The organism is Sphingomonas sp. SORGH_AS_0789, assembly GCF_031453055.1.
Classification (GTDB): Bacteria; Pseudomonadota; Alphaproteobacteria; order Sphingomonadales; family Sphingomonadaceae; genus Sphingomonas.
On sequence record NZ_JAVIYV010000001.1, the window covers coordinates 2645988 to 2671331 of the forward strand.

Here is a 25344-nt window from a genome sequence, read left to right on the forward strand (position 1 = left end):
GGGTTGATCCTCGCTATCGTCTTCCTGCCGTTGCTGGCCGCCGCCATTGCGGGGTTCGGCAACAAGGCCATCGGGAACGTGCCCGCCAAGGTCGTCACGACCGGCGCGCTGTTCATTTCCTGTGCGCTGTCCTGGCCGATCTTCATCGGCTATCTGTCGGGCGCCAATGTCGCGACCGTCACGCCGGTGCTCCACTGGATCACCAGCGGCGACATGTCGGTCGACTGGGCGTTGCGCGTCGACTCGCTGACCGCGATCATGCTGGTGGTCATCACCAGCGTCTCGGCGCTGGTCCACCTTTATAGCTGGGGCTATATGAGCGAGGAGCCGGATCAGCCGCGCTTCTTCGCCTATCTCTGCCTCTTCACCTTCGCGATGCTGATGCTCGTGACGGCGGACAATCTGGTCCAGATGTTCTTCGGCTGGGAAGGCGTGGGTCTCGCGTCCTACCTGCTGATCGGCTTCTGGTTCCGCAAGCCTTCGGCCAATGCGGCCGCGATCAAGGCGTTCGTCGTCAACCGCGTCGGTGACCTGGGCTTCATGCTCGGCATCTTCGGTACCTTCCTGGTGTTCGGCACCGTCTCGATCCCGGCGATCCTGGCCGCCGCGCCTGGCATGGCAGGCTCGACCATCGGCTTCCTGGGCTATCGGTTCGACACGATGACCGTGCTCTGCCTGCTGCTGTTCGTCGGCGCGATGGGCAAGTCGGCGCAGCTGGGTCTCCACACCTGGCTGCCGGACGCGATGGAAGGCCCGACCCCGGTGTCCGCGCTGATCCACGCGGCGACCATGGTGACCGCGGGCGTGTTCATGGTGTGCCGCCTGTCGCCGATGTTCGAGACGTCGCCGACCGCGCTGGGCGTGATCACCGTGATCGGTGCCTGCACCTGCTTCTTCGCCGCGACCGTCGGCACGGTGCAGACCGACATCAAGCGCGTCATCGCCTATTCGACCTGTTCGCAGCTGGGCTATATGTTCTTCGCGGCGGGTGTCGGCGCGTATGGCGCGGCGATGTTCCACCTGTTCACGCACGCCTTCTTCAAGGCGCTGCTGTTCCTGGGTGCGGGCTCGGTCATCCATGCGATGCACCATGAGCAGGACATGCGTTATTATGGCGGTCTGCGTCGGCACATCCCGCTCACCTTCTGGGCGATGATGATGGGCACGCTGGCGATCACCGGCGTCGGTATCCCGGCTCTGTTCGGCAATCCGATGGCGTTCGGCTTCGCGGGCTTCCACTCGAAGGACGCGATCATCGAAGTCGCCTATGCGGGTGGCTCTGGCTTCGCCTTCTGGGCGGGCGTGATCGCCGCGCTGCTGACCAGCTTCTATTCGTGGCGCCTGATGTTCCTGACCTTCTGGGGCAAGCCGCGCTGGGCCGGGTCGGAGCATATCCAGCACGCGCTGCACGACGCGCATGGCCACGGTCATGACGATCATGCGCACGGAGCGGCTCATGATGCGCACCACAATGACGCGCATTCGGAAGATGCCGGTCACGAGCCGCACGTCCACAGCGCGGGCCATACCGACATGCCCGAGGGGACCGGCGGCTATCACCCGCATGAAAGCCCGCTGGTCATGCTGATCCCGCTGATCGTCCTGTCGATCGGCGCGATCGCGGCGGGCTTCGTCTTCCACGGCTGGTTCATCGAGCCGGAGGCGGGCGAGACCTATTGGAAGGGCGCGATCGCCTTCAACGAGCACCTGATGCATTCGATGCACGGCGTGCCGGTGTGGGTGAAGCTGTCGGCGACGGTGGTGATGCTGCTCGGTCTGCTGACCGCGTATCTGACCTATATCCGTGCGCCGGAATTCCCGGCCAAGTTCGCGGACCAGTTCCGCATCCTGTACCGCTTCCTCCTCAACAAATGGTATTTCGACGAGATCTACCATTTCCTCTTCGTGCGCCCCGCTTTCGCGATCGGCCGGTTCCTGTGGCACCGTGGCGACGAGAAGACGATCGACCGGTTCGGCCCCAACGGCGTTGCCTGGCTTATCCAGCAAGGCAGCAAGGGTGCGGCGCGCTTCCAGACGGGATACCTCTACAGCTATGCGTTCGTCATGTTGATCGGCCTGACCGCGGCCGTCACCTGGGCCATTTTGGGTTGATCGCGTGATGCAGGGCTTCCCGATCCTCTCCGTCATGCTGGCGGTCCCGGCTGTTGCCGCGATCGCCTGCCTCTTCCTCAACGCGCAGGGCGCGCGGATGCTGGCGCTGGCCGCCACGCTGGTCGACTTCGTCCTGGGCATCGTGCTCTGGACGCAGTTCGACGTGGGCGGCGCGCAGTGGCAGTTTGTCGAACATGCTCCCGGCATCTTCGGCCCGTTCGGCTGGTCGCTCGGCATCGACGGCTTCGCGCTGCTGCTGATCATGCTCAGCGTATTCCTGATGCCGATCTGCATCGGCGCCAGCTGGCGCTCGATCGACAAGCGCGTTCCCGAATATATGGGCCTGTTCCTGTTCACCGAAGTGCTGATGATCGGCACCTTCGCGGCACAGGACCTGTTCCTCTTCTACGTCTTCTTCGAAGCCGGCCTGATCCCGATGTATCTGATCATCGGCATCTGGGGCGGGGCGAACCGCATCTACGCGTCGTACAAGTTCTTCCTGTACACGCTGCTCGGCTCGCTGCTGATGTTCGTCGCGATGCTCTACATGGCGCGCACGGCGGGCACGACCTCGATCCCGGCGCTGCTGGCCTATGATTTCCCGGCCTCGGTCCAGACGTGGTTGTGGATCGCCTTCTTCGCCTCGTTCGCGGTCAAGATGCCGATGTGGCCGGTCCACACCTGGCTTCCCGACGCGCACGTCCAGGCGCCGACGGCGGGTTCGGTCATCCTGGCGGGCGTCCTGCTGAAGCTGGGTGGCTATGGCTTCCTGCGCTTCCTGCTGCCGATGTTCCCGGAGGCGAGCGGACAGCTGACCTGGCTGATCTTCGCGCTGTCGGCGGTGGCGGTGATCTACGCCTCGCTGGTCGCGCTGGTGCAGTCCGACATTGAAGAAGCTGATCGCCTATTCGTCGGTTGCGCACATGGCGATCGTGACCATCGGCCTCTATGCCTTCAATCAGCAGGGCATCGAAGGCGCGATGATCATGATGCTCAGCCATGGTCTGGTGTCGGGCGCGCTGTTCCTGTGCGTCGGTGTCATCTATGACCGGCTGCACACCCGTGAGATCGCGCGCTATGGCGGGCTGTCGATCAACATGCCGAAATACGCCGTGTTCTTCCTGTTCTTCACCATGGCGTCGATCGGTCTGCCGGGCACCAGCGGCTTCGTCGCCGAGTTCCTGTCGCTGATGGGCACCTATCAGGTGTCGACCTGGACCGCGCTGCTCTGCACCACGGGCATCATCCTGGGTGCGGCGTATATGCTCTATCTCTACCGGCGGATCGCTTATGGCGAGATCAAGTCGGACGAGGTGGCGGCGATGCCCGACATGTCGGCCCGTGAACTCTGGCTGCTGGCCCCGATCGCGGCGGTGACTTTGTGGATGGGTGTCTATCCGGAAAGCTTCCTGGCGCCGATGCGCAAGGACGTGACGATCCTGCTCCAGCGGATCGACCGCGCGAACCCCGGTTCGGACAGCCGCCCCACCGCCGGTAACCCGGCGCTGGCCACCACCCATGCCCCTGAGCACCAAGCTGCGCACGGGGAGGCGCACTGATGAGCTATTCGTTGAACCTCTTGATGGTCCTGCCCGAGCTGGTGCTGACCCTCGGCGCGATCGCGCTGATGCTCGTCGCCGCCTGGGGCGGAACCGCCTCGACGCGGGGGATCTCCATTGCGGCGGTGTTCGTGCTGGCGGGGGCGATGGTCGCGCTCGCCGGTCCGGCGACCACGGGTGGGCTGGCCTTTGGCGGCCTGTACCGGGCGGATGCCTTTGCCGGTTTCGCCAAGGTCCTGATCTATCTGGCGACCGCGGTGGCGATCATTATGGCGCCGCGCTTCTTCGCCCGCTCGCCGGGTGAGGATCTGCGTCCCGAATATCCGATCCTCATGCTGCTCTCGTCGGTCGGCATGGGTATGATGGTGTCGGCGGGCAATCTGCTGACGCTCTATGTCGGTCTCGAACTACAGAGCCTGTCGGCCTATGTGCTGGCCAGCTTCATGCGGCGCGATGGCCGCTCGGCCGAAGCGGGCCTGAAATATTTCGTGCTGGGCGCGCTGGCGTCGGGCATCCTGCTCTACGGCATTTCGCTGGTCTATGGCTTCACCGGCTCGACCGACTTCGCGCAGATCGCGGGCGCCTATGGTCGTGACGCGGCGATGGGCACGCGCTCGCTGGGGCTGATGTTCGGCCTGGTGTTCGTGTTTGCGGGCCTCGCGTTCAAGATGTCGGCGGTGCCGTTCCACATGTGGACCCCGGACGTCTATGAGGGCGCGCCGACCCCGGTGACCGCCTTCTTCGCCTCCGCGCCCAAGGTCGCGGCGATGGCGCTGGCGATCCGCGTCGCGGTCGAGGCCATGGGCTCGGCGGTGCAGCAGTGGCAGCAGATCGTGACCTTCGCCGCGCTGGCGTCGATCATCCTGGGTGCGGTCGCGGCGATCGGGCAGACCAACATCAAGCGGCTGCTCGCCTATTCGTCGATCAACAATGTCGGCTTCGCGCTGATCGGTCTGGCGGCCGGCACGGCGCAGGGCGTTGCGGCGGTGCTGACCTATCTGACCATCTACGTCATCATGACGCTGGGTGCGTTCCTGATCGTCATCCGCATGCGCGACGAGCAGGGCAATCCGATGGAGTCGATCGCCAGCCTGTCGGGGCTGTCCCGCACGCGTCCGGCGCTCGCCTGGGCGATGGCCTTCTTCATGTTCTCGGTCGCGGGCATCCCGCCGCTGCTCGGCTTCTATGCCAAGTTCGCGGTGTTCAACGCGGCGGTCGCGGCGGGGCTGTTCCCGCTGGCGGTGATCGGTGTCGTCGCCTCGGTGATCGGTGCCTATTATTATCTCCGCATCGTCAAGACGATGTTCTTCGACGAGCCCGTAGGGGCCTGGGACAATAGCGATGCGCAGCCGATCGAGAACGGCCTGATCGCGCTGTCGGCGCTGTTCGTTTCGCCGGTCGGCTATCTGCTGATCCCGGTGCTGGGCGCCTGGTCGCTCGCGGCGGCGCGGGCTCTGTTCTGAGCCGAGTGCTGCACGTCCCGGAAACGGGATCGACCAATGCCGATCTTCGCCAGCTTGCGGAAGCGGGCGGCGAAGACGGTCTTTGGCTCCGCGCCGACCGCCAGACAGCGGGGCGCGGACGCCAGGGGCGGGATTGGTCCTCGCCCATCGGCAATTATTACGGATCGACGCTGGTGCGGTTGCAGCCGGGCGATCCGAGCCCCGCGACGCTGGCGCTGGTCGCTGCGGTGGCGATCGAAGAGGCGGTGCGATCCTGCCTCCCCGCGATCGAAGACCGGCTTCGCCTCAAATGGCCCAACGACCTGCTGATCGACGGCGCCAAGCTGTCCGGCATATTGCTGGAGCGGGTGGGGGACGCGGTCATCATCGGCATCGGCATCAACCTGGCCTCCGCGCCCGACCTGCCCCACCGGGCGACGACGTCGCTTGCGGCACAGGGCGTGGCGGTCAGCGTGGCGGCGATGCAGGACCGGCTGTCCCAGGCCATGGCCTGCTGGGTCGAGGCGTGGCGGACCTGGGGTCTGTCCGCGGTGACCGCGCGCTGGGAGTCGCGGGCGCATCCGCGTGGCACGCCCTTGAATGCCCGCTTGCCCGACGGACAGAGCCTAGACGGCGTCTTCGACGGACTGGCGGGGGACGGGGCTTTACGGCTCGGCTTGGCGGATGGCTCGGTGCATGTCATCCATGCCGGTGACATTTTCCTGATCTGAAGGACCCCCATGCTGCTTGCGATCGATGCCGGGAACACGAATGTGGTCTTCGCGCTGCTCGAAGGGCGGACGATCAAGGGCCGCTGGCGGATCGCGACCGATCCGCGTCGGACCGGCGACGAATATGCGGTCTGGATCAACCAGTTGCTCGCACTGGAAGGCTATGCGCGCGAGGATGTGACCGGAGTCATCATCGCGACTGTGGTGCCGCGCGCGCTTCACAATCTGGAAGTGCTGGCGCAGAAATATTTCAAGGTCGACCCGCTGATCGCCGGTCGCGGCGCCGCCGAATGGGGCATCGAAATCGACGTCAACGAGCCCGCCTCGCTGGGCGCGGACCGCGCGGTGAACACCATTGCCGCGCATGCGCTCTATCCCGGCGATCTGATCACCATCGATTTCGGCACCGCGACGACCTTCGACATCAGCGACTATCAGGGCGCCTATAAGGGCGGGATCATCGCGCCGGGCATCAACCTGTCGCTCGACGCGCTCGTCACCGCCGCCGCCAAGTTGCCGCGTATCGCGATCGAGGCGCCGGAAAGCCGCAATGTCATCGGCCGCAACACGGTCGACCAGATGCATATCGGCATCTTCTGGGGCTATGTCGCGATGATCGAGGGGCTGGTCGCGCGATTGAAGGCGCAGGTCGGGCGGCCGGTCAAGGTGCTCGCGACCGGCGGTCTCGCCACGCTGCTGAGCCCGCATACCGACGTATTCGATCATATCGAACCCGATCTGACCATTCAGGGGCTGGCGATCCTGTGGGAACGCGCCCATATTCGGTAACGAGAGTTTCGGATCGTGCAGCCCGCGAGATGCCGCAGGGCGCATGGCCCGTGAAGAGATGACCGCGCCCTGACCGGCGCACCCCTATCGCCCGGACCCGCTTTCAGCGGGGTGGGCGCTCATTGTCAGGAAGTGAATGACTCCCAAGAAAGAATTGCTGTTCTGCGCGCTCGGTGGCTCGGGCGAAATCGGCATGAACGTGAACCTGTACGGCACCGAAGGCAAATGGGTGATGGTCGATTGCGGCATCACCTTCGCCGATCCGGCCTATCCCGGCATCGACGTGATCCTGCCCGACCTGTCCTTCATCGAGGATCGGCTGGACGATCTGGTCGGCATCGTGCTGACCCATGGGCATGAAGACCATATCGGCGCGCTGCCCTATCTGGCCGAGGATCTGGGCGTGCCGATCTACGCCACCGCCTTCACCGCCGGGCTGGTGCGTGGCAAGCTGGAGGAAGAGGGCAGCGCCAGCCGCGTCAAGCTGCGCGTGATGGAGGCGGGCAAGGCGTTCGAGGTCGGCCCGTTCGACTTCACCTTCGTTCCGCTGTCGCACTCGATCCCAGAGGCCAACGCGCTGCTGATCGAAACCGCTGTCGGCCGGGTGTTCCACACCGGCGACTGGAAGATCGACCCCACCCCGGTGATCGGCAAGCCCGCCAGCCCGGCGCAGCTGTCGTCGATCGGCGACCGAGGTGTCGACATCCTGGTCTGCGATTCGACCAACGCCTTCAACACCGAAGCCTCGGGCTCGGAAGCCAGCGTCCGTCCCGGCATCGCCGAGACGGTCGCCAAGGCCAAGGGCCGGGTGGTCGTGACGACCTTCGCGTCCAACGCCGCGCGCTTGGTGACGCTGGGCGAGGTGGCCAAGGAGACCGGGCGCAAGCTGTGCGTCACCGGCCGCTCGCTCGACCGGATCCTGAAGGTCGGCAAGGCCTGTGGCTACTTCAAGGGTTTCCCCGAAACGGTCGATCCCGAAACGGCGATGCGGCTTCCCAAGGACCGCGTGCTGATCGTCGCGACCGGCGGTCAGGGCGAGCCGCGCGCCGCGCTGTCGCGCATTGCCGAGGGCAGCCATACGATCCGCCTCGACACGGGCGATACGGTGATCTTCTCCGCGCGCCAGATTCCGGGCAACGAGACCGCAGTCGGTCGTATCCAGAACATTCTGGCGGGCAAGGGCGTCCGCATGGTCACCGAGCGCCAGGCGCATGTCCATGTGTCGGGCCATCCCGGCCAGCCCGAACTGGCCCAGATGTACAAGTGGCTGCGCCCCCGCACGCTGATGCCGGTGCATGGCGAGATGCGGCACATGATGGAACATGCCCGCTTCGCGACGACCCAGGGCGTGCCGCAGACGCTGGTCCAGTCGGACGGCGACATCGTCCGCCTGCTACCGGGCAATGCAACCAAGATCGGCAACGCGCCGGTCGGCCGTCTGGTGCTGGACGGCGACGTGATCCTGCCTTCGGACGGGTCGACGATGAACGAGCGCCGCAAGCTGGCGATCAACGGCCAGATCTCGGTCGGCGTCGCGGTCGCCAAGGGGCGGCTGGTCGGCAGTCCGCAGGTGCGGGTGCAGGGCGTGCCCGTCGAGGACGAGCGCGATGCCTTCATCGCCGAAGCGGTGGCGGCCGCCGCCAAGGCGGTGGACGGCCCGCGCCGCGCCACCGACAAGCTGCGCGAGGATATCCGCCTGTCGGTGCGCCGGGTCGCGACCCGCTGGACCGGCAAGAAGCCGATCGTCGACGTCCTCCTGATCGAGGGCTGATGCCATGCACTGGACGTCGGCGCTTGCGATCTACGTCCTGTTCTGGTTCCTGGCGGTGTTCCTGGTCCTGCCCTTCGGGGTCAGGACCGCGCATGAGGCCGGGGAGGCGCACATCCCCGGCACCGTCGAAAGCGCCCCGCACGTCTTTGCGGTCGGCCGCTTCCTACGGCGCACGACGATCACCGCGACGGTGATGTTCGCGCTCTTCTATCTCAATTACGTCTATGGCTGGATTACCGCCGACATGCTCGATTGGAGCGGGATGAGCCGGGGCGTCTGAGCCTGGTTTGACCGGTGGCCGTGGCGATGCGTGGCCTTCGACTTTGCTCAGGCTGAACGGAGGTCGGGATAGGACGCGGGGCCGTGTTTGCACCTCCGTTCGCACGGAGCGAAGTGGAAGTGCACGCGGTCAGGCTATGCGCCCGTTCCCGCCTACCGCAACCGCTCGATCGCCTGGGCCAGCGCGACATAGAGCTTGCCCATATCCGACGACAGCAAGGTCACGCCCAGCGGCGATCCGTCCCGCTGGGCCAGCACGCCGCGCAGCATCGCCTCGAAATCGTGGATGTAGCGGTTCACATGCTCGCGGAACTTCAGATCGTCGTCATACAGCTCGGCGATATCGCGCGCCTGATGCGAGTCGAGGATGCGCACCGCACGCCGGGTGAAGACGCCGCGATCTCCCTTCAGATAGGCCGCCCAGGCGCTGTCGGTGACCTCGGGGGCATAGATTTTGGCGATGTCGATCGACGCCGAATTGAGCGATTCGACCAGCAGCGACGCGCGACGGGCGAAGCTGTCGCGGTCGGCCTCTTCCCGCTCGGTGCGGGCCTCCTCGATCCGGTTTTCGACCAGGGCCGTCTTCTCGGCGATCTGCTCGGCCTGGCGGGCCAGCCTTTCGGTGGCGCGGGTGGCGGCCTCGACCGCGCCCTGCGTCGCCTCGACGATGGCGTGGACCTGACGCTCGACGGTGTCGCCGGTCGCGCGGCGCATCGCCTCGGCACTGGCGATCTCCAGCGCATGGGCGGCCTGGGGAATGACTTCGGCCAGCGTCTCGCGGGCGCTTTCCGCCGCGGTCGCCGCCGTCTCGCGTACGCGCAGCAGCGCATCGACCAGCTTGGGCGCGGCCTCGTCGGCGAAGCGGTGCGAGCGGTCGATCGTCTCGTCGACCATCATGCCCAGCGCATCGGCCTTGGCCCGGCCGGTCGAGAGCGTCTCGATCAGCGAACCCGACAGCGTTTCCAGCGTCTGGCGCTGCTCGGCGATGACGTCGGCAATGGCGGCGATCGCCTCATGCGTGCTTTCGGCCGCCGCGACCAGCGCGAGCAGCTCGGGCTTGGTCTCGACCACGACCTCATGGCTGGCGTGCATCCGCTGGTCGAGCCGGCCCAGCGCCTCGGGCAGCGTCTCGTCGATCTCGCGCGCGGCGGCGTCGAGCGCGATCAGCAGCGTTTCGGTGGTGGCGATGACGCGGTTGGCCATCGTCTCACCCGCCTCCAGCGCGCCGGTCATCGCGTCCGCCGATCCGCCGAGCGCGCTGATCGAGGCGGCCAGCATCTGCGATTTTTCGGTGCCCTGGGTGTGGAGCACGGCCATGCGCGCCTCCACCCGGTCGAGCTGCGCGTCCAGCGCGTCGATCATCGCCTCGCCCGCGATCCGCTGTCCCTCCAATTCGGCGGTCAGGCGGGCAATGGCCTGGTCGACGCTTCCCACCCGCTCGGCCAGCGCGTCGGCGCTGTCGCGCGCGGCGCTTTCGAGCGCGGCCTGATTGGCCCCGACCATCGCCAGCATCGCGTCACCCTGTGCGGCGATGCCCTTGCGCGACTGGTCGATCGCCTCGGCGGTGCGGTCGAGCAGCGCGTCGATCGTCGTCGCGACGCTGGCCGTCACCGTTTCCAGATGCGCGCTGGCGGTCCGGCTGGTCGCCTCCATCTGTTCGATATGGGTCGCCAGACGCTGCGCCGCGCCGCTGGCGATGGTGTCCGCATCCTGCCCCCGGCGGCCCAGCGCGACCAGTTGCGCATCGAGCGCGGCGGCATGGCTCTCGGCCGATCGCGCCGCCTCGGCCATCCGGTCGCCCGCTTCGCCGACCTCGTCGACGGCGCGGGGCAGCGCGTCGAGCAGGTGCGCGAGCGAGGCCTGGCTGGTCCCGGCGACATCGCTCAGCACGCGGCCATGCGCCTCGACCATCTGGATATCGTCGGACAGATCGCGCGCGATCGCGTTGAACCGGGTTTCGGCGGCCTGCGCCATTTCGCCCAGCGCGATCGCCTGCGCCGACAATTCGGATCGATTGGCCTCCAATGCGCGCCCGATCATCCCGACCGCACGCTCCAGTGCCATCGCCTCGCGGCGCATGTCATGCGCGGTCATCGCGAAACGGCGCTGTTCGGCAGAGCTGCTGCGCTGGGCGAGCAGCCACAGGATCGCGATCAGCATCGGCCCGGCCAGCGCCAGCGTGACGAACGAGGCAAGCCCCTCGGCCGACGGGGCGTTCGCGCCCAGCAGTCCCCAGGCCAGCATGCCGCCGAACCACAGCACCGACGCCCCGATCGCCAGGATCATCGGCCAGCGCGGCGCGGGTTCCTCGGGCGGGGGCAGGGGGCCGTCGTCCAGCCACGGGCTGGCAGGCGGCGCCGCCACGGGCTCGGCAAAGACCGGATCATAGCGCCCGTCATGGCTTTCCACGTCGGCGATATCCGGCCTGTCCTGACGCTCCGCGCGCATATCCACGATCATCCGAGCCCCCGTGTCACAATGGGTCGGTTTATCACGTTTGCCGACGGCAGAAAGTCATTTGCGCTGTTCCGTGTCGTGGGCAATCCGGGTAAGCGGCCATGAATGACCTATGAACACGGAACAATCGATTCCGCGCTGGCGGCGGTGGCCGGTGATGAGCCTGCGGTGATCCAGGATTTGCGCCGGGCCTTTGTCGACGGCGTGAACCACGCGGTGGAAACGCTGCACGCGGCAGAGGGCGGGCAGGGGTGGCGCGAGGCGGCGCTTCGCCTGAAGGGGCTGGCGGCCAGCGTCAATGCGCTGCCGCTGATGACGCTGGCCGCGCAGGCGGCGACGCGCGATGCGCCCGACGCCGAACTGCTCGTCCGGATCGGCGAGGTCGTCGCGCGGCTCTGACGCCCGCGCCGATCCGTTCATCGGCGCTCGGGGCTGGCATGGGCCGCGCCAAGCGCCTAACAGCGGGCAATGTTATCCGGCCTTTTATTCGCGATTGACGATGCCGACGACCGTCCCGGACGGTTGACGGCCACCTTGCCGTTCGCGGGCGTGACCCTGATCGAGTATCAGGCGCGGCTGCTGATCGCGGCGGGGGCGGCGCAGATCATCATCGTCGTCGCGCGCCTGACCCCCGAACTGCTCGGCGCGATCGCCCGAATCGCACAGCGTGGCGTGGTGGTCGACACGGTGCGCAGCGCGGTCGAGGCGGCGGAAAAGCTGCATCCGCTCTCGCGCCTGGTCGTGCTGGCGGACGGGCTGATCACCACCGAGGACACGATCGCGCATGTCCTGCGCGACACCGGCCACGATGCGTTGATGGTCGTGCCGGAGGCGGGGGCCGAACCGGGGCTGGAGCGGGTCGGCAGCCAGATGGCCTGGGCGGGGGTCGCGCGGCTCGACCCGCGTCGCGTCGCCGAGGTGGCCGCGCTGCCCCGCGACTATGATCTGCAATCGACTCTGCTCCGCCTCGCCGCGCAGGCGCGGGCGACGCATATCCTGCTGCCCGCCGATGCGGAGAAGGCCGGGCACGGCATCGTCCACCGCGCCGAGACGCTCGACGCGCGGGGGCGGGCGGTCGTCGCGCGGCTGGTGTCGGGGCGGCGGAGCTGGTTCGATCGCTATATCCTGGCGCCGATCGCCCGGCTGGCGCTGCCCCGGCTGGTCGAACGCTCGGTGCCCGCCCATGTCGCGGGCGGGGTCGGTGGCGGCGCCGGGCTGCTCGGGCTGATCCTGATCCTGACGGGCTTTCCGGGGCTTGGCCTGTTCCTCGCGATGATCGGCACGCTGGGGCTGGGGCTGGGCGAGACGCTGGCGGGGTTGCGCGACGAACAGGGGGCGGCGCGCGCGCTGTCGGCCGCGATCGCGGTGCTGACGGCGCTCGCCATCATGGCGCTGGGGTGGCAGCATTACCGAGCCTGGGCCGACGATCTGGGGCTGGCCATGGCGCTGGTGCTGGTCGTCCTCGGCATCCTGGCGGAGCGCGCCGCGCTCTATCGTTTCCGCCGCCGCTGGTGGGCGAGCCCGCCCGCCTATCTGCTGGTGATCCTGCCCGCCACGCTGCTCGGCATCGGCCTGTGGGGGCTGGTGCTGGCCAGCATCTATGCGATTGCGACCCTGGCGTCCGCAATCGAGACATTACGCGCGCAAGTTTAGTGTCGCATTAACATCAAACGGGTTAGCGGTTCGGAATGGCGGTCGACCCGGACCCTTATCATGCCGTGCATTGGCAGGGCGCGCGATTGTCCGCGCGGGTCGCCTCGGCGCGCGCGCGCGATACGCGGCGGCGGCGGGCGGCGCTGGTCGACCTGGGGCTGGATGACGATGGTCGGTTGAGCGAACGCATCCGGCTGACCGTGATCGCGCGGCTGCACGATCTGGTCGAGGGGGTGGCGCGCGACCTGCGGCACCAGGCGGCGCTGTACATGGAGGGCGAGGTCGCGTGGCGCAGCCCCGTGGCCGCCACCGTCGAGCGGCTGCGCCGGGCCGGACTGCTGGCCGATCCCGAACTGGTGACCGAGCTCGTCGCGCAACTGCGCCAGCGGCTCTTGGCCGACGCCCTGCCGAGCGAGGCGCTGGCGAGCGACGGCACGAGCCTGCTCGTACGGCTGGCCGAGGCACCCGACCCCAATGTCTCCGACGCCGCGCGGGCGGTGCTGCTGGCCGAGGGGGCGAGCCGGGCGGCGGGGCAGGGAAGCGTCGCGCCCTGCCTGCCCGAAGCGCTTCACCGCCAGCTGGTCTGGACCGTGGCCGCCGCGCTGCGCGATGGTGACGACCCCACGCTCGACCGCGCGCTGACGCTGGCGGCGGATCATCTGTTGGCGGCACAGGCGGGTGAGATTCGGCCGGACGTGGCCGCGCGTCGGCTGGCGGCGGCGATCGATGCGCGGGCGGGGGAATTGCCCGATCTGCTGGTCGAGAGCCTGTCCGACCGGCAGCTGGGCCTGTTCATCGCCTTTCTCGCCCGCGGAACCGGCATCGACGATGCCGATATGCGCGACATCGTGCTGGAGCCGGAGGGGGATCGCCTCTGGCTGGTACTGCGCGCGCTCGACATGAACCGAGCGACGCTCGGCCGGATCGGGCTGGCGCTGAGCGAGGCGGATGGCGCCCGCGATATCGAGGGGTTCGCCGACGCGCTGGACGCGATCATGACGGTGACGGCCGAGGATGCCAGGCGTGCGCTCGCGCCGCTGACCCTGCCGCGCGGGTTTCGCGATGCGATCGACCGGCTGGACGGGGCTGTCCGCCGGTGAGCGCGATGAGCGGCCCCGGCGAATCGATGGTGGCGCGCGCCATTCTGGACGGCAGCGACCGTATCCTGTCGGCCGACCCGCCGATCGAGCTGCTGCACATCCGCGCGGGCGGCGACTCGTCCGACCGGCTGGCGGTGGCGCCGATCGCGCGGATCGCCCGACTCGCACGGCGGCTGGGCGTCGCGGTGTCGCGCCGGGTCGTCGTCGCCGATGACGAGGGCGATCTGGACCTCTGGGTCCAGGCCCGGCCCGAGACGGGGCAGATTCGCCTGAGCGTCAGCGGCTGGCGCGACCGGGCGGCGTGGAAGCCGCGCGCGACGCCCCCCGATTATGCGACGGCGGGTGCCGACTTCCGCTGGGAAACCGACGCCGCGTTGCGTCTGACATTCCTTTCGCCCGAAGCCGCTTTGCATCATGGCATCGATGCCGCCGCGCTGCTGGGGCGTCCGCTCAGCGCGCTGTTCGCCTTCGATACCGGCGAGGCGGGGCTGCTCAACGAGGCGGCCCCGCTCGACGGACGGGGCGCGCGGCTGGTGCCGACCGATGCGGCGGTCCGGCTGTCGGCGGCGGTGCGCCATGACGGGATGGGCGGCATAGCGGGGCTGATCGGCGCGACCTATCTGGTCGATCCGGAGGGTGGGGAGGTGGATCCGGCCGCCATGCTGGGCGATCCGCCGCTGACCGAGAGCTTCACCGCCGGGCTGGACCGAGCGCTGCGCACGCCGCTCGCGCGCATCGTCGCCAATGCCGACAGCATCGCCGCACGGGCGGACGGCCCGATCGCGGCCGATTATGCCGAATATGCCAGCGACATCGCGCATGCCGGTCGGCATCTGCTCGGGCTGGTCGACAATCTGGTCGAGTTGCAGGCGGTCGAGCAGCCTGATTTCACGCTGCCCGCCACGCCGATGGACCTGGCCGACGTCGCCCGCCGGGCGGCCGGGCTGCTCGCGGTTCGCGCCGATGCGGCGGGGGTCCGGGTGCGCCGCCCCGATCCGGCGGAGGCCATGCCCGCGACCGGCGATTTCGGCCGTTCGCTCCAGATCCTGATCAACCTGATCGGCAACGCGCTGCGCTATTCGCCGGAAGGCGGCGAGGTGGTCATCGGCGTCACGCGCGAGGAGGAATGGGCGCTGGTCCGCGTCACCGACCAGGGCAAGGGGATCGCCCCCGAGGATCAGCGGCGCATCTTCGAGAAGTTCGAGCGGGTCGATCCGTCCGAGCCCGGCGGCAATGGCCTGGGCCTCTATATCGCCCGCCGTCTGGCGCGCGCGATGGGGGGCGACCTGAGCGTCGAGAGCGTGCCGGGCGAGGGCGCGACCTTCACCTTCGGGCTGCGCGCCCAATAAAAAGGGCTCCCGAAGGAGCCCTTTCCCTGTCGTCGCTATCCGTTCAGCGCCGCAGCCGGGGCAGCCTTCGCGCGATCAGGATCATCAGCAATCCCACCACCGCGACAAACGCCCCGCGATCGGCCCACTGGCCCTGGCCGAGCATGAAGCTCTGTTCGGGCCAGTGGATATAGCCCAGCCCCTGACCGATCCATAACAGCCCGGTCAGCGTCAGCATGACACCGATGGCGATCAGGATCGGCCGGAACCGGTTCATGGCTTAGCGCTGCTCGACCGGAACGTACGAACGCTGCGTCGGGCCGGTGTACAGCTGACGCGGGCGGCCGATCTTCTGGTCGGGATCGGTGATCATCTCGTTCCACTGCGCGACCCAGCCGACGGTGCGGGCGAGCGCGAACAGAACGGTGAACATCTCGGTCGGGAAGCCGATCGCCGACAGGATCACGCCCGAATAGAAGTCGACATTCGGGAACAGCTTCTTCTCGACGAAATAATCGTCGCTCAGCGCGATCTCTTCGAGGCGGAGCGCCGTCTCGAACAGCGGATCGTTGACCTTCAGCGCGTCGAACACTTCGCGCACGGTCTTCTGCATCACGGTCGCGCGCGGGTCGTAATTCTTGTACACGCGGTGACCGAAGCCCATCAGGCGGAACGGATCATTCTTGTCCTTGGCGCGCGCGATGAACTCGGGGATGCGATCGGGCGTGCCGATCTCGCGCAGCATGTTGAGCGCGGCTTCGTTCGCGCCGCCATGCGCCGGGCCCCACAGACACGCGATGCCCGCCGCGATGCACGCGAACGGATTGGCGCCCGACGAACCGGCCAGACGAACGGTCGAGGTCGAGGCGTTCTGCTCGTGATCGGCGTGCAGGATGAAGATGCGGTCCATCGCCTTTTCGACGGCCGGGTTCACCTCATATGGCTCGGCGGGGACGCCGAAGGTCATGCGCAGGAAGTTGCCGGTGTAGGACAGCGAGTTGTCCGGGTACAGGAAGGGCTGGCCCACGCTGTACTTGTACGCCATCGCCGCGATCGTCGGAATCTTGGCGATCAGGCGGTGCGAGGCGATGGTGCGCTGCACCGGGTCATGGATGTCGGTCGAATCGTGATAGAAGGCCGACAGCGCGCCGACCACGCCGCACATGATCGCCATCGGGTGCGCGTCGCGGCGGAAGCCACGGAAGAACGCCGCCAGCTGCTCATGCACCATGGTGTGGCGCGTGATGGTGTTGGTGAAGCCCGACAGCTCGTCCTGGTTCGGCAGTTCGCCGTTCAGCAGCAGATAGGCGACTTCCATGAAGCTGCTATTCTCGGCCAGCTCGCCGATCGGATAGCCGCGATGGAGCAGCACGCCCTCGTCGCCGTCGATATAGGTCAGCTCCGACCGGCACGAGGCGGTCGAGGTGAAGCCGGGGTCATAGGTGAACGCGCCGGTCTGCGCATAGAGCTTGCGGATATCGACCACGTCCGGGCCGATCGAACCCGACATGACCGGATAGTCGAACTCTTTGCCTGCGATGTTGAATTTCGCGGTGTCGCTCATGCTCAATTATCCTTCCTATCTGCGGTCATCTGGTCCGCGATCCGACCCAGGCTTTCCTCACGGCCCAACAGGCTGAGCACGTCGAAGATCCCCGGTGACGTCTTGCGTCCGGTCAAGGCAGCGCGGAGCGGCTGGGCGACCTGGCCGAGCTTGACGCCCTCTGCCTCGGCCACCTTGCGTACCGCGTCTTCCAAAAGCTCCGTATCCCAGTTGTGCACCGCGTCAAGCGCGGTGTGTACGGAAAAGAGAATGTGCCGTGCCTTTTCATCGAGAAGACCGGCGGCGGCATCATCCATGGTCAACGGACGGGTCGCGAAAAGGAACCGCGCGCCATCGGCCAATTCGTTCAGATTGGCGGCGCGCGGCTTCAGCGAGGGCATCGCGGCGGTCAGCAGCGCGACGTCCTCCACGCCCATGCGGCCCGCGGTCAGCGCGGCGAGGCGCGCGTCGTCGGCTTCGCGGATATAATGGCCGTTGAGATTTTCCAGCTTCTTCAGGTCGAAGCGCGACGGCGCCTTGCCCACGGCGGCGAGGTCGAACCACTTCACCGCTTCGTCCCGCGCGATGATCTCGGCATCGCCATGACCCCAGCCCAGGCGCAGCAGATAATTGTCGAGCGCTTCCGGAAGGATGCCCATCTCGTCGCGATACGCCTCGATCCCGACCGCGCCGTGACGCTTGGACAGCTTGGCGCCGTCCGATCCGTGGATCAGCGGGATATGCGCATAGATCGGCTCGGCCCAGCCCATCGCCTTGTAGATGGGCAGCTGGCGGAAGGCGTTGTTGAGGTGATCGTCGCCGCGGATCACATGGGTCACGCCCATGTCATGGTCGTCGACCACCACCGCCAGCATATAGGTCGGCGTGCCGTCCGAACGGAGCAGGACCAGATCGTCCAGCTCGGCATTCTGCACGGTGACGCTGCCCTGCACCCGGTCCTCGATCGTGACCGAGCCCTCGCGCGGGGCGCGGAGGCGGACGACGAAGGGCTGGCCCTCGGGCGCGGTCGCGGGATCGGCGTCGCGCCAGGGCGAGCGGATGCGCAAAGGCTGCTTGGCGGCCTGCGCGGCCTCACGCTGCGCGGCGATCTCGTCCTGCGTCATGTAGCAGCGATAGGCATGGCCCTTGGCCATCATCTCGCGCGCCACCTCGGCATGGCGGTCGGCGCGGGCGAACTGGAACACCGCCTCGCCGTCCCAGTCCAGGCCCAGCCACCGCATGCCGTCCAGGATCGCGTCGATCGCGGGCTGGGTCGAACGGGCGCGGTCGGTATCCTCGATGCGCAGCAGGAACTTGCCGCCATTCGCCTTGGCGAACAGCCAGTTGAACAGCGCGGTGCGCGCGCCGCCGATATGGAGGAAGCCGGTCGGCGAGGGCGCGAAGCGGGTGACCACTTCGCCTGCGGCCGACCCGGTGGCGATATCATCTGTTGCGCTCAACCGCGCATACTCCCAATCATGAATTTCGATGGCCTATTCAGCCGCCGCAGCCCCTAGCATCAAGCGCGGCCCTCGCCAAATGCCGCGCGGGACGGCGTTGGAACTTTGGGCGGAACGCGAGCGGACGCAGCTGGCGCTGTGGATGCCGGTGGCCTGGGGGCTGGGCATCGCCTTGTGGTTCGTCCTGCCCGATCCGCGCGGCTGGGCGGCGTTGATCTGTGTGGCGGGCGGGGTCGGGCTGGCGGCGTTCACCCTGTCCGGGGGCGGCCGCGTGACGCGCGCTATCGGCATGGCTGCGCTGCTGGTCGGCGGCGGCGCGGCACTGGCCTGGGCGCGGGCCGAGTCGGTGGCGGCGCCGGTCCTGGCCCGCCCGGTGCTGGCGACCATGACGGGCGCGGTGGAGGGCGTCGACCGGCTGGCGGCGCGCGGGCTGATGCGGCTGATGTTGCGACCGTCGAAGGCCAGCGACGGGCGCGGACGGGCGATCATGCTGCCGCCCCATGTCCGGGTATCGCTGCCCATCGAGGATGTTCCGACCGGTCTGGGGCGCGGGGCGATCGTCCGCCTGCGCGCGCGACTCATGCCGCCTGCCGGACCGATCGCGCGCGGCGGCCATGACTTTGCCCGTGCCGCCTGGTTCCAGGGGATCGGCGCGACGGGGCGTGGCTTCGCGCCGGTCGAGGTCCTGCGGCCATCGAGCCGGGGAGAGGGGCTTCGCCAGCGGCTGTCATCCCATATTTCCGCGCGGATCGAGGGGAGTGCGGGCGGTATCGCAGCCGCGCTCGCAACCGGCGATGTCGGCGGCATCGGCGAGGCGGATGCCGAGGCGATGCGCCGGGCGGGGCTCGCGCATCTCCTGTCGGTCAGCGGGCTGCACATCACGGCGGTGGTCGGGATCGTCATGGTCCTGACGATCCGGCTGCTCGCGCTCTGGCCATGGCTGGCGCTGCGCGTGCGATTGCCGCTGGTCGGGGCGCTGGCGGGCGCGGTCGCGGCGATCGGCTATACCGCGCTGACGGGGGCGGAGGTGCCGACGATCCGCTCCTGTGTCGCCGCCATGCTGGTGCTGGCGGCGCTGGCGCTGGGACGCGAGGCGATGACGCTGCGGCTGGTCGCGGCGGGGGCGTTCATCGTGCTGCTCTTCCGGCCCGAGGCCCTGATGGGGGCGAGCTTCCAGCTGTCCTTCGCGGCGATCACCGCCATCGTCGCGCTGCACGAACATCCCGCGATGCGGCGCTGGTTCGGCCCGCATCCCGACTGGCGCTGGTCGGCGGCGCGGCAGCTGGGGGCGTTGCTCGTCACCGGGCTGGTGGTCGAGGCGGCGCTGATGCCGATCGCCATCTATCATTTCCACAAGGCGGGGCTGTACGGTGCCTTCGCCAATATCGTCGCCATTCCCTGGACGACCTTTGTCGCGATGCCGCTGGAGATGCTGGCGCTGCTGCTCGATCCCGTGGGGCTGGGCGCGCCCTTCTGGTGGCTGCTCGGCCATGCGCTGGGGGCGCTGCTTTGGCTGGCGCGGCAGGTGGCGGCGATGCCGGGGGCGGTGATGGCGCTGCCGGTCGCGCCGGACGGGGCTTTCGCCGTGACGATCCTTGGCGGACTCTGGGTGGCGCTGTGGCGGACGCGGTGGCGATGGCTGGGCGTGCCGGGCGTGGCCATCGGCGTGATCGCCATGCTGGCCGCGCCCTTGCCCGACCTGATCGTGACCGGCGACGGCCGCCATGCCGCGATCCGCACCGGCGGCGGCATGGCGCTGTTGCGGGAGCGGGCGGGGGATTATGTCCGGAATGCGCTATCCGAAATCGGCGGCAGCGACGATGCACCGCTCGCGCTGGTCGACCAGGCGGAGGCGCGGTGCGGCGCCGATATCTGCCTGACCCGGATCGTGCGGGACGGGCGCGTCTGGCGGGTGGCGGCGACGCGGAGCGGCTATGCGGTGCCCTGGGCCAGCCTGATCGCGCTGTGCGACCGCGTCGACATCATGATCGCCGACCGGCGGCTGCCCGAGGCGTGTCGCCCGCGCTGGCTGAAACTCGATGCCCCCGCCTTGCGCCGCAGCGGCGGCGTGACGATCCGGCTGTCGGGACCCGTGGCCGAAACCGCGCGGATGCCGGGGGACCGGCACCCCTGGATCGTGGCGAGCGAGGCGCGTGGCCGCTGACCCGCTCGCCCTCTTATCAATCGTAGCGGCGCAGAATGCCCGACAGCTTGCCCTGCACCCGCACCTGGGCGGGGGCGTAACGCTGAGGATCATAGGCGCGGTTGGCGGGGTCGAGCCGGATCATCGAGCCTTCGCGCCGGAAATATTTCAGCGTCGCCTCCGCCTCGTCGATCAGCGCGACGACGATCTGGCCGTCGCGGGCGATGTCGGTGCGGCGGATCAGCGCATAGTCGCCGTCGAGGATACCCGCCTCGACCATCGAATCGCCCGACACCTCCAGCGCATAATGCTCGCCCGTGCCGAGCAGGGCGGCGGGGACGGCCAAGGTCGAGCTGCCCTCGAACGCCTCGATCGGGACACCCGCGGCGATGCGGCCGTGCAGGGGGATCTCGACCACGTCATTGGCGGGCTCGGCGACCGGCTTCGCGGCGGGCGGACGCGCATCGGCCGTGCTGGCGGCGGCGGCCACCGGCTTTTCCGGCCGATCGGGCATCCGCAGCACCTCCAGCGCGCGGGCGCGATTGGGCAGTCGGCGGATGAAGTTGCGTTCCTCCAGCGCGGAGATCAGGCGATGGACGCCCGACTTGGACTTGAGGTCCAGCGCCTCCTTCATCTCCTCAAAGGAGGGCGAGACGCCGGTTTCCCGCAAACGGTCGTTGATGAAGCAGACAAGCTCATGCTGCTTTGCGGTGAGCATCGCGATCCTCCGTCCAGAACAGACGTGGAACTTATATGGAACGGAAAGGCTTGCGTCAAGCGAGCATCAGGATTTCCGCCGAGTCGCCCGCACGGGCCGGGGGCGCGTGCGGCGGGCGGATCACCAGGCATGTCGAACGCGCCAGGGTCAGCAGCATCGAGCTGTCCTGGATGGCCGCCGCATGGATGCGCCCGTCGATCATCGCGGCGCGCAGATAGTCGATGCGCGGACCGTTGGCGGGCAGATCCTCACCCAGAATGGCGGGGATCGCGCTGGGGAAGGGATCGCCTGCGCCCGCCATATGCGCGACCAGCGGCTTGACGAAGAGGATCGCGGTCACGAAGGCCGACACCGGATTGCCGGGCAGGCCCAGCACGACCATGTCGTTCAGCCGCCCCGCCATCATCGGCTTGCCGGGGCGAAGCGCGATCCGCCAGAAATCGATGCTGCCGCCCGCCGCCTTCAGCGCGGGCTGGACCAGATCATGATCCCCCACCGATGCGCCGCCGGTCGTGACCAGCAGATCGGCCGCGACCCCGGCAAAGGCGTCGCGCAGCCGTTCCAGATTGTCGGGCAATATGCCCAGGTCGATGATCTCGACGGGCAGGTCGGCGAGCAAAGCGGCCAGCATCACGCCGTTCGACTCCGGCAGGGCGTCGGCATCCCCCTGTCCGGGGGGCACGAGTTCGTCGCCGGTCGCGGCGATCGCGATCCGGACGCGCGGGCGGACGGGCAGGGTGCCATGGCCGCCGGTCGCCGCCACCGCGATCCGCGCGGGCGTCAGCCGCTGCCCCGCGGCGATCAGCCGGTCGCCTTGCGAAAAATCAAGCCCGCGCCGCCGCACATTGCGTCCACGATGTGCCGGGCCTTCGCCGGTCAGGGTCAGCGTCCGGTCCTCGCGCCCCGCCTCTTCCTGGACCAGCACCGTGTCGGTGCCCGGTGGCAGCGCGGCGCCGGTGAAGATGCGCGTCGACTGTCCGGCCTCGACCTTCTCCGGAAAGGGGCGTCCGGCGGCGCTTTCGCCGATCACCGTCCAGGGCCCCGGCATGTCGTCGAAGCGGATCGCATAGCCATCCATCGCCGACAGGTCGCGCGACGGCTGGGTCCGCTGCGCCAGCACGTCGCGCGCCGCCCAGCGCCCGGCGGCGTCGCGCAGAGCGAGCTCGATGACGGGCCGGTCGGGGGCGAGGGCGAGCAGGCGCTGTTGGGCTTCGGCAACGGGTAGAAGAATGGCGGTCACTCCTGTTGGCGACAAGACGCGTCGTCGGCGCTGGCGTTCCCGCAGGCGGGCCGGTCAGGCGTGCCAGTCACCCGACTTGCCGCCGGTCTTGGACAACAGGCGAATATCGCCGATCGTCATGCGCTTATCGAGCGCCTTGGCCATGTCATAGACGGTCAGCAGCGTGACCGACACGGCGGCCAGTGCTTCCATCTCCACCCCGGTCTGGCCCGCCGTCGCGGCGGTCGCGGTCGCGGTTACGCCTTCGGCATCCAGCGTCAGTTCGATCTCGACCTTGCTGAGCGGAAGCGGGTGGCAGAGCGGGATCAGGTCGCTGGTCTTCTTGGCGGCCATGATCCCGGCGACCCGCGCGACGGCGAGCACGTCACCCTTCTGGACGCTGCCCGCTGCGATCGCGGCGGCGGCCTCGGCCGACATGGTGATCCGCCCCTGCGCCACCGCCTGCCGGGCCGTCACCGACTTGCCCCCGACATCGACCATCCGCGCCGACCCGGTCTCGTCCAGATGGGTGAGGCCGGTCATCCGATCAGTTCGCGGGTCGCCGCCTCGACATCCTGCTGGCGCATCAGCGCTTCGCCGATCAGGAAGCAGTGAATGCCATGCTCGGCCATCGCGTCGAGATCGGCGCGTGTCGTCAGCCCGCTCTCGGCGACGAAGGTGCAACCCTGCGGGGCGCGGCCGACCAGTTCGTAGGTCCGCTGAAAATCGACCGAGAAGTCCCTGAGATCGCGGTTGTTCACCCCGATCAGCCGCGACTTCAGCCGGGCGGCGCGCTCCATCTCGGCGGCGTCGTGCACCTCGACCAGCGCGTCCATGCCGCATTCGATCGCGGCCGCCTCGATCTCCTGCATCTGGCCGTCGTCCAGCGCGGCGACGATGATCAGGATCGCGTCGGCCCCCAGCGCGCGGGCCTCATGCACCTGCCAGGGATCGACCATGAAGTCCTTGCGCAGCACTGGGATCGACACCGCCGCGCGCGCTTGCTCCAGAAACAGGTCGGCCCCCTGGAACCAGCGCTCGTCGGTCAGCACCGACAGGCACGCCGCGCCCCCGGCCTCATAGGCGCGGGCATGGGCGGGGGGATCGAAATCGGCGCGGATCAGGCCCTTGGAGGGGCTGGCCTTCTTCACCTCGGCGATGAGCGCATGGCCGGTCTTGGCGTCGAGCGCGGCGCGAAAGCCGCGCGGGGCGGACACCGTGTCGATCTTGGCATCGAGATCGGACAGCGACATCGTCGCCTTGCGCGCGGCGACATCGGCGCGCTTGGTTTCCAGGATGCGGTCGAGCATCGTCATCGGTAAGCAATCCATCGATCGAGAAGCGCCGCAGCCTCGCCGGTATCGATCGCGCGGGCAGCGGCCACGGCCCCCTGGGCCAGATCGGCGCTATGCCCCGCGACCAGCAAGGCGGCGGCGGCGTTGAGGAGAACCGCGTCGCGATACGCGCCCGGCTCTCCGGCGAGAAGGCGGCGAAGCGCCTCGGCATTGTGCCGGGCGTCGCCGCCGCGAATAGCGGTGATGGGATGGCGGGGCAGCCCCGCATCCTCGGGCGTGATCGTCGCGGGCGCGGCGACATCGCCGACCGACACCGCGATGCTGGGCCCGGCGCCCGACAGTTCGTCCAGCCCTTCCTCACCCGACACGACCAGCGCCGCCGTCGCGCCCAGCTGATCCAGCGCCTCGGCATAGACCGATGCATAATCGGGCCGCGCGATGCCGATCAGCTGGCGGCCGACATGCGCGGGATTGGCGAGCGGGCCCATCAGGTTGAAGATCGTCCGCCGCCCGATCCGCCGCCGGATCGGGGTGATCCGCGCCATGGCGGGGTGGTGGTTGGCGGCGAAGAGGAAGGCGATGCCGATGTCGCCCAGGCTGGCCTGCGCCACCTGTCCGGCGCGCTCCATGTCGAGGCCCAGCACCTCCAGCGTGTCCGCCGCGCCCGCCTTGGACGAGGCGGCGCGGTTGCCATGCTTGGCGACCGGCACGCCGAGCGCCGCGACGACCAGCGACACGGCGGTCGAGACGTTGAGCGTGTGATGCCCGTCGCCGCCGGTGCCGCAGACGTCGATCGTGCCCGGCGGCGCCGTGATGGGGATCAGCCGCTCGCGCATCGCCCGCGCGGCCTCGGCGATCTCGATCGAGGTCTCGCCCCGCTCGGCCAAGTCGGTCAGGAAGGTCGCTGTCGCCTCGTCGCCCGCGCGACCGTCGAGAATGTCGGCAAAGGCCGCATAGGCCGTCTCGCGCGACAGCGGGCTGACGGGATCGGGCAGCAGCGCGATCGTGGTCACGCGGGCGTCTCGACCGGCGGACGCAGCCGCTCGGGCAGGTCGTGCGCCACGCCCGCTTCGCGCAGGAAGTTGGCGAGCATCGCATGGCCATATTCGGTGGCGATGCTTTCCGGGTGGAACTGGACGCCGTGAATGGGCAGCGTGGCGTGGCGGAACCCCATCACCGTGCCATCCTCGGCACGCGCATTCACCACCAGGCTGTCGGGCACGTCGTTGACGATCAGCGAGTGGTATCGCGTCGCGGTGAAAGGCGAGGGCAGGCCCCGGAACAGCCCGGTGCCGTCATGATGCACGGGCGAGGTCTTGCCGTGCATCAGCCCGCCGCGCTGGACCAGCCCGCCGAAATGCTGGCCGATCGCCTGATGGCCCAGGCACACGCCCAGCAGCGGACGGCCCGCATCGGCGGCGGCGGCGACCAGGTCCAGGCTGACGCCCGCTTCGGTCGGGGTGCAGGGCCCCGGGGAGATGAGAAAGGCTTGCGCCCCCGACGAGAGCGCTTGGCCCGCCGAGATCGCGTCGTTGCGGACCACCTCCACCTCGCTGCCCAATTCCTGAAGATAATGGACGAGGTTCCAGGTGAAGCTGTCGTAATTGTCGACGACCAGGATCATGATCCCGCCATAGCCGATCGCACGGATGGTGCAACGCCCGCCGCGCCGCACCGGGCGGTCGGAGGTGCGAAATTGTCGGGCCGCGCGACACATGGCCCTAAATTTGCCGGAATTCGGCCGT

Annotated in this window: 21 protein-coding genes and 1 pseudogene; 12 read left to right on the forward strand and 10 right to left on the reverse strand. The window is 68.5% G+C overall.

Annotation, left to right across the window (positions count from 1 at the left end):
- Window positions 1–3: 3 nt before the first annotated feature.
- The 7 genes and pseudogenes from nuoL (at window position 4) to QE360_RS12230 (ending at window position 8684) form a co-directional block, all read left to right on the forward strand.
- Window positions 4–2112, forward strand: a complete 2109-nt coding sequence (gene nuoL, locus QE360_RS12200; RefSeq protein WP_405052591.1) for an NADH-quinone oxidoreductase subunit L — start codon at window positions 4–6, stop codon at window positions 2110–2112.
- Between the two features lie 7 nt (window positions 2113–2119).
- Window positions 2120–3671 (forward strand): annotated as a pseudogene (locus QE360_RS12205) (NADH-quinone oxidoreductase subunit M).
- The gene (nuoN, locus tag QE360_RS12210; RefSeq protein ID WP_309701857.1) at window positions 3671–5134 is read left to right on the forward strand and encodes an NADH-quinone oxidoreductase subunit NuoN; all 1464 of its coding nucleotides are present in this window, start codon (window positions 3671–3673) and stop codon (window positions 5132–5134) included. Before QE360_RS12205 ends, nuoN begins: the two are co-directional and overlap by 1 nt.
- A 5-nt stretch (window positions 5135–5139) precedes the next feature.
- Window positions 5140–5844: a biotin--[acetyl-CoA-carboxylase] ligase gene (locus tag QE360_RS12215; protein WP_309701859.1), complete on the forward strand. Its 705-nt coding sequence runs from the start codon at window positions 5140–5142 to the stop codon at window positions 5842–5844.
- A gap of 9 nt (window positions 5845–5853) precedes the next feature.
- Complete coding sequence (locus QE360_RS12220; RefSeq protein WP_309701861.1) at window positions 5854–6633, forward strand: type III pantothenate kinase; 780 nt, start codon at window positions 5854–5856, stop codon at window positions 6631–6633.
- A 136-nt stretch (window positions 6634–6769) separates the two neighbouring features.
- Window positions 6770–8404 (forward strand): ribonuclease J, encoded by a 1635-nt coding sequence (locus QE360_RS12225; RefSeq protein ID WP_307099701.1) that lies wholly within the window; start codon window positions 6770–6772, stop codon window positions 8402–8404.
- Window positions 8405–8408: 4 nt separating this feature from the next.
- The gene (locus tag QE360_RS12230; protein ID WP_309701863.1) at window positions 8409–8684 is read left to right on the forward strand and encodes a DUF1467 family protein; all 276 of its coding nucleotides are present in this window, start codon (window positions 8409–8411) and stop codon (window positions 8682–8684) included.
- A 152-nt stretch (window positions 8685–8836) separates the two neighbouring features.
- On the opposite strand, the gene QE360_RS12235 is transcribed toward QE360_RS12230, so the two are convergent.
- Window positions 8837–11143, reverse strand: coding sequence for a hypothetical protein (locus tag QE360_RS12235; protein ID WP_309701865.1), 2307 nt, complete (start codon window positions 11141–11143; stop codon window positions 8837–8839).
- Between the two features lie 102 nt (window positions 11144–11245).
- Between QE360_RS12235 and QE360_RS12240 the strand changes: the two genes are divergently transcribed.
- The 4 genes from QE360_RS12240 to QE360_RS12255 all read left to right on the forward strand — a co-directional run bounded on the left by QE360_RS12240 (window position 11246) and on the right by QE360_RS12255 (window position 15242).
- Window positions 11246–11539, forward strand: a complete 294-nt coding sequence (locus tag QE360_RS12240) for an Hpt domain-containing protein (protein WP_309696322.1) — start codon at window positions 11246–11248, stop codon at window positions 11537–11539.
- A 69-nt stretch (window positions 11540–11608) separates the two neighbouring features.
- A complete protein-coding gene (locus QE360_RS12245; RefSeq protein ID WP_309701867.1) occupies window positions 11609–12793 on the forward strand; it encodes a hypothetical protein in 1185 nt (394 codons plus the stop codon).
- Window positions 12794–12828: 35 nt separating this feature from the next.
- Window positions 12829–13893, forward strand: a complete 1065-nt coding sequence (locus QE360_RS12250; RefSeq protein WP_309701869.1) for a DUF2336 domain-containing protein — start codon at window positions 12829–12831, stop codon at window positions 13891–13893.
- A gap of 5 nt (window positions 13894–13898) precedes the next feature.
- Window positions 13899–15242 carry a HAMP domain-containing sensor histidine kinase gene (locus tag QE360_RS12255; RefSeq protein WP_309704156.1) on the forward strand — a complete coding sequence of 448 codons (1344 nt, stop codon included), beginning with the start codon at window positions 13899–13901 and terminating at the stop codon, window positions 15240–15242.
- Between the two features lie 43 nt (window positions 15243–15285).
- Here QE360_RS12255 and QE360_RS12260 read toward each other — a convergent pair whose 3' ends face one another.
- The 3 genes from QE360_RS12260 to gltX are packed head-to-tail and all read right to left on the reverse strand — an operon-like array spanning window position 15286 to window position 18224.
- The gene (locus QE360_RS12260; RefSeq protein WP_309701871.1) at window positions 15286–15498 is read right to left on the reverse strand and encodes a hypothetical protein; all 213 of its coding nucleotides are present in this window, start codon (window positions 15496–15498) and stop codon (window positions 15286–15288) included.
- Window positions 15499–15501: 3 nt separating this feature from the next.
- Complete coding sequence (locus tag QE360_RS12265; RefSeq protein ID WP_307099687.1) at window positions 15502–16785, reverse strand: citrate synthase; 1284 nt, start codon at window positions 16783–16785, stop codon at window positions 15502–15504.
- 2 nt (window positions 16786–16787) lie between these two features.
- Window positions 16788–18224 carry a glutamate--tRNA ligase gene (gene gltX, locus QE360_RS12270; protein ID WP_309701873.1) on the reverse strand — a complete coding sequence of 479 codons (1437 nt, stop codon included), beginning with the start codon at window positions 18222–18224 and terminating at the stop codon, window positions 16788–16790.
- Between the two features lie 97 nt (window positions 18225–18321).
- On the opposite strand from gltX, the gene QE360_RS12275 reads away from it, so the two are divergent.
- Window positions 18322–20388, forward strand: a complete 2067-nt coding sequence (locus QE360_RS12275) for a ComEC/Rec2 family competence protein (RefSeq protein WP_309701875.1) — start codon at window positions 18322–18324, stop codon at window positions 20386–20388.
- 16 nt (window positions 20389–20404) lie between these two features.
- Here the strand turns inward: QE360_RS12275 and lexA are convergent, their stop codons facing one another.
- Genes lexA through QE360_RS12305 form a run of 6 tightly spaced genes read right to left on the reverse strand, consistent with a single transcriptional unit; the run spans window position 20405 to window position 25223 of the window.
- Complete coding sequence (gene lexA / locus QE360_RS12280) at window positions 20405–21085, reverse strand: transcriptional repressor LexA (RefSeq protein WP_309701877.1); 681 nt, start codon at window positions 21083–21085, stop codon at window positions 20405–20407.
- A 55-nt stretch (window positions 21086–21140) separates the two neighbouring features.
- The gene (glp, locus tag QE360_RS12285; RefSeq protein WP_309701879.1) at window positions 21141–22325 is read right to left on the reverse strand and encodes a gephyrin-like molybdotransferase Glp; all 1185 of its coding nucleotides are present in this window, start codon (window positions 22323–22325) and stop codon (window positions 21141–21143) included.
- Between the two features lie 54 nt (window positions 22326–22379).
- Window positions 22380–22847 (reverse strand): cyclic pyranopterin monophosphate synthase MoaC, encoded by a 468-nt coding sequence (moaC, locus tag QE360_RS12290; RefSeq protein ID WP_307099677.1) that lies wholly within the window; start codon window positions 22845–22847, stop codon window positions 22380–22382.
- Window positions 22844–23620 (reverse strand): indole-3-glycerol phosphate synthase TrpC, encoded by a 777-nt coding sequence (trpC, locus tag QE360_RS12295; protein ID WP_307099675.1) that lies wholly within the window; start codon window positions 23618–23620, stop codon window positions 22844–22846. The genes moaC and trpC overlap by 4 nt, the downstream gene beginning before the upstream one ends.
- Window positions 23617–24612: an anthranilate phosphoribosyltransferase gene (trpD, locus tag QE360_RS12300; RefSeq protein ID WP_309701882.1), complete on the reverse strand. Its 996-nt coding sequence runs from the start codon at window positions 24610–24612 to the stop codon at window positions 23617–23619. Before trpD ends, trpC begins: the two co-directional genes overlap by 4 nt.
- A complete protein-coding gene (locus QE360_RS12305) occupies window positions 24609–25223 on the reverse strand; it encodes an aminodeoxychorismate/anthranilate synthase component II (protein WP_307104562.1) in 615 nt (204 codons plus the stop codon). The genes trpD and QE360_RS12305 overlap by 4 nt, the downstream gene beginning before the upstream one ends.
- Window positions 25224–25344 lie beyond the last annotated feature (121 nt).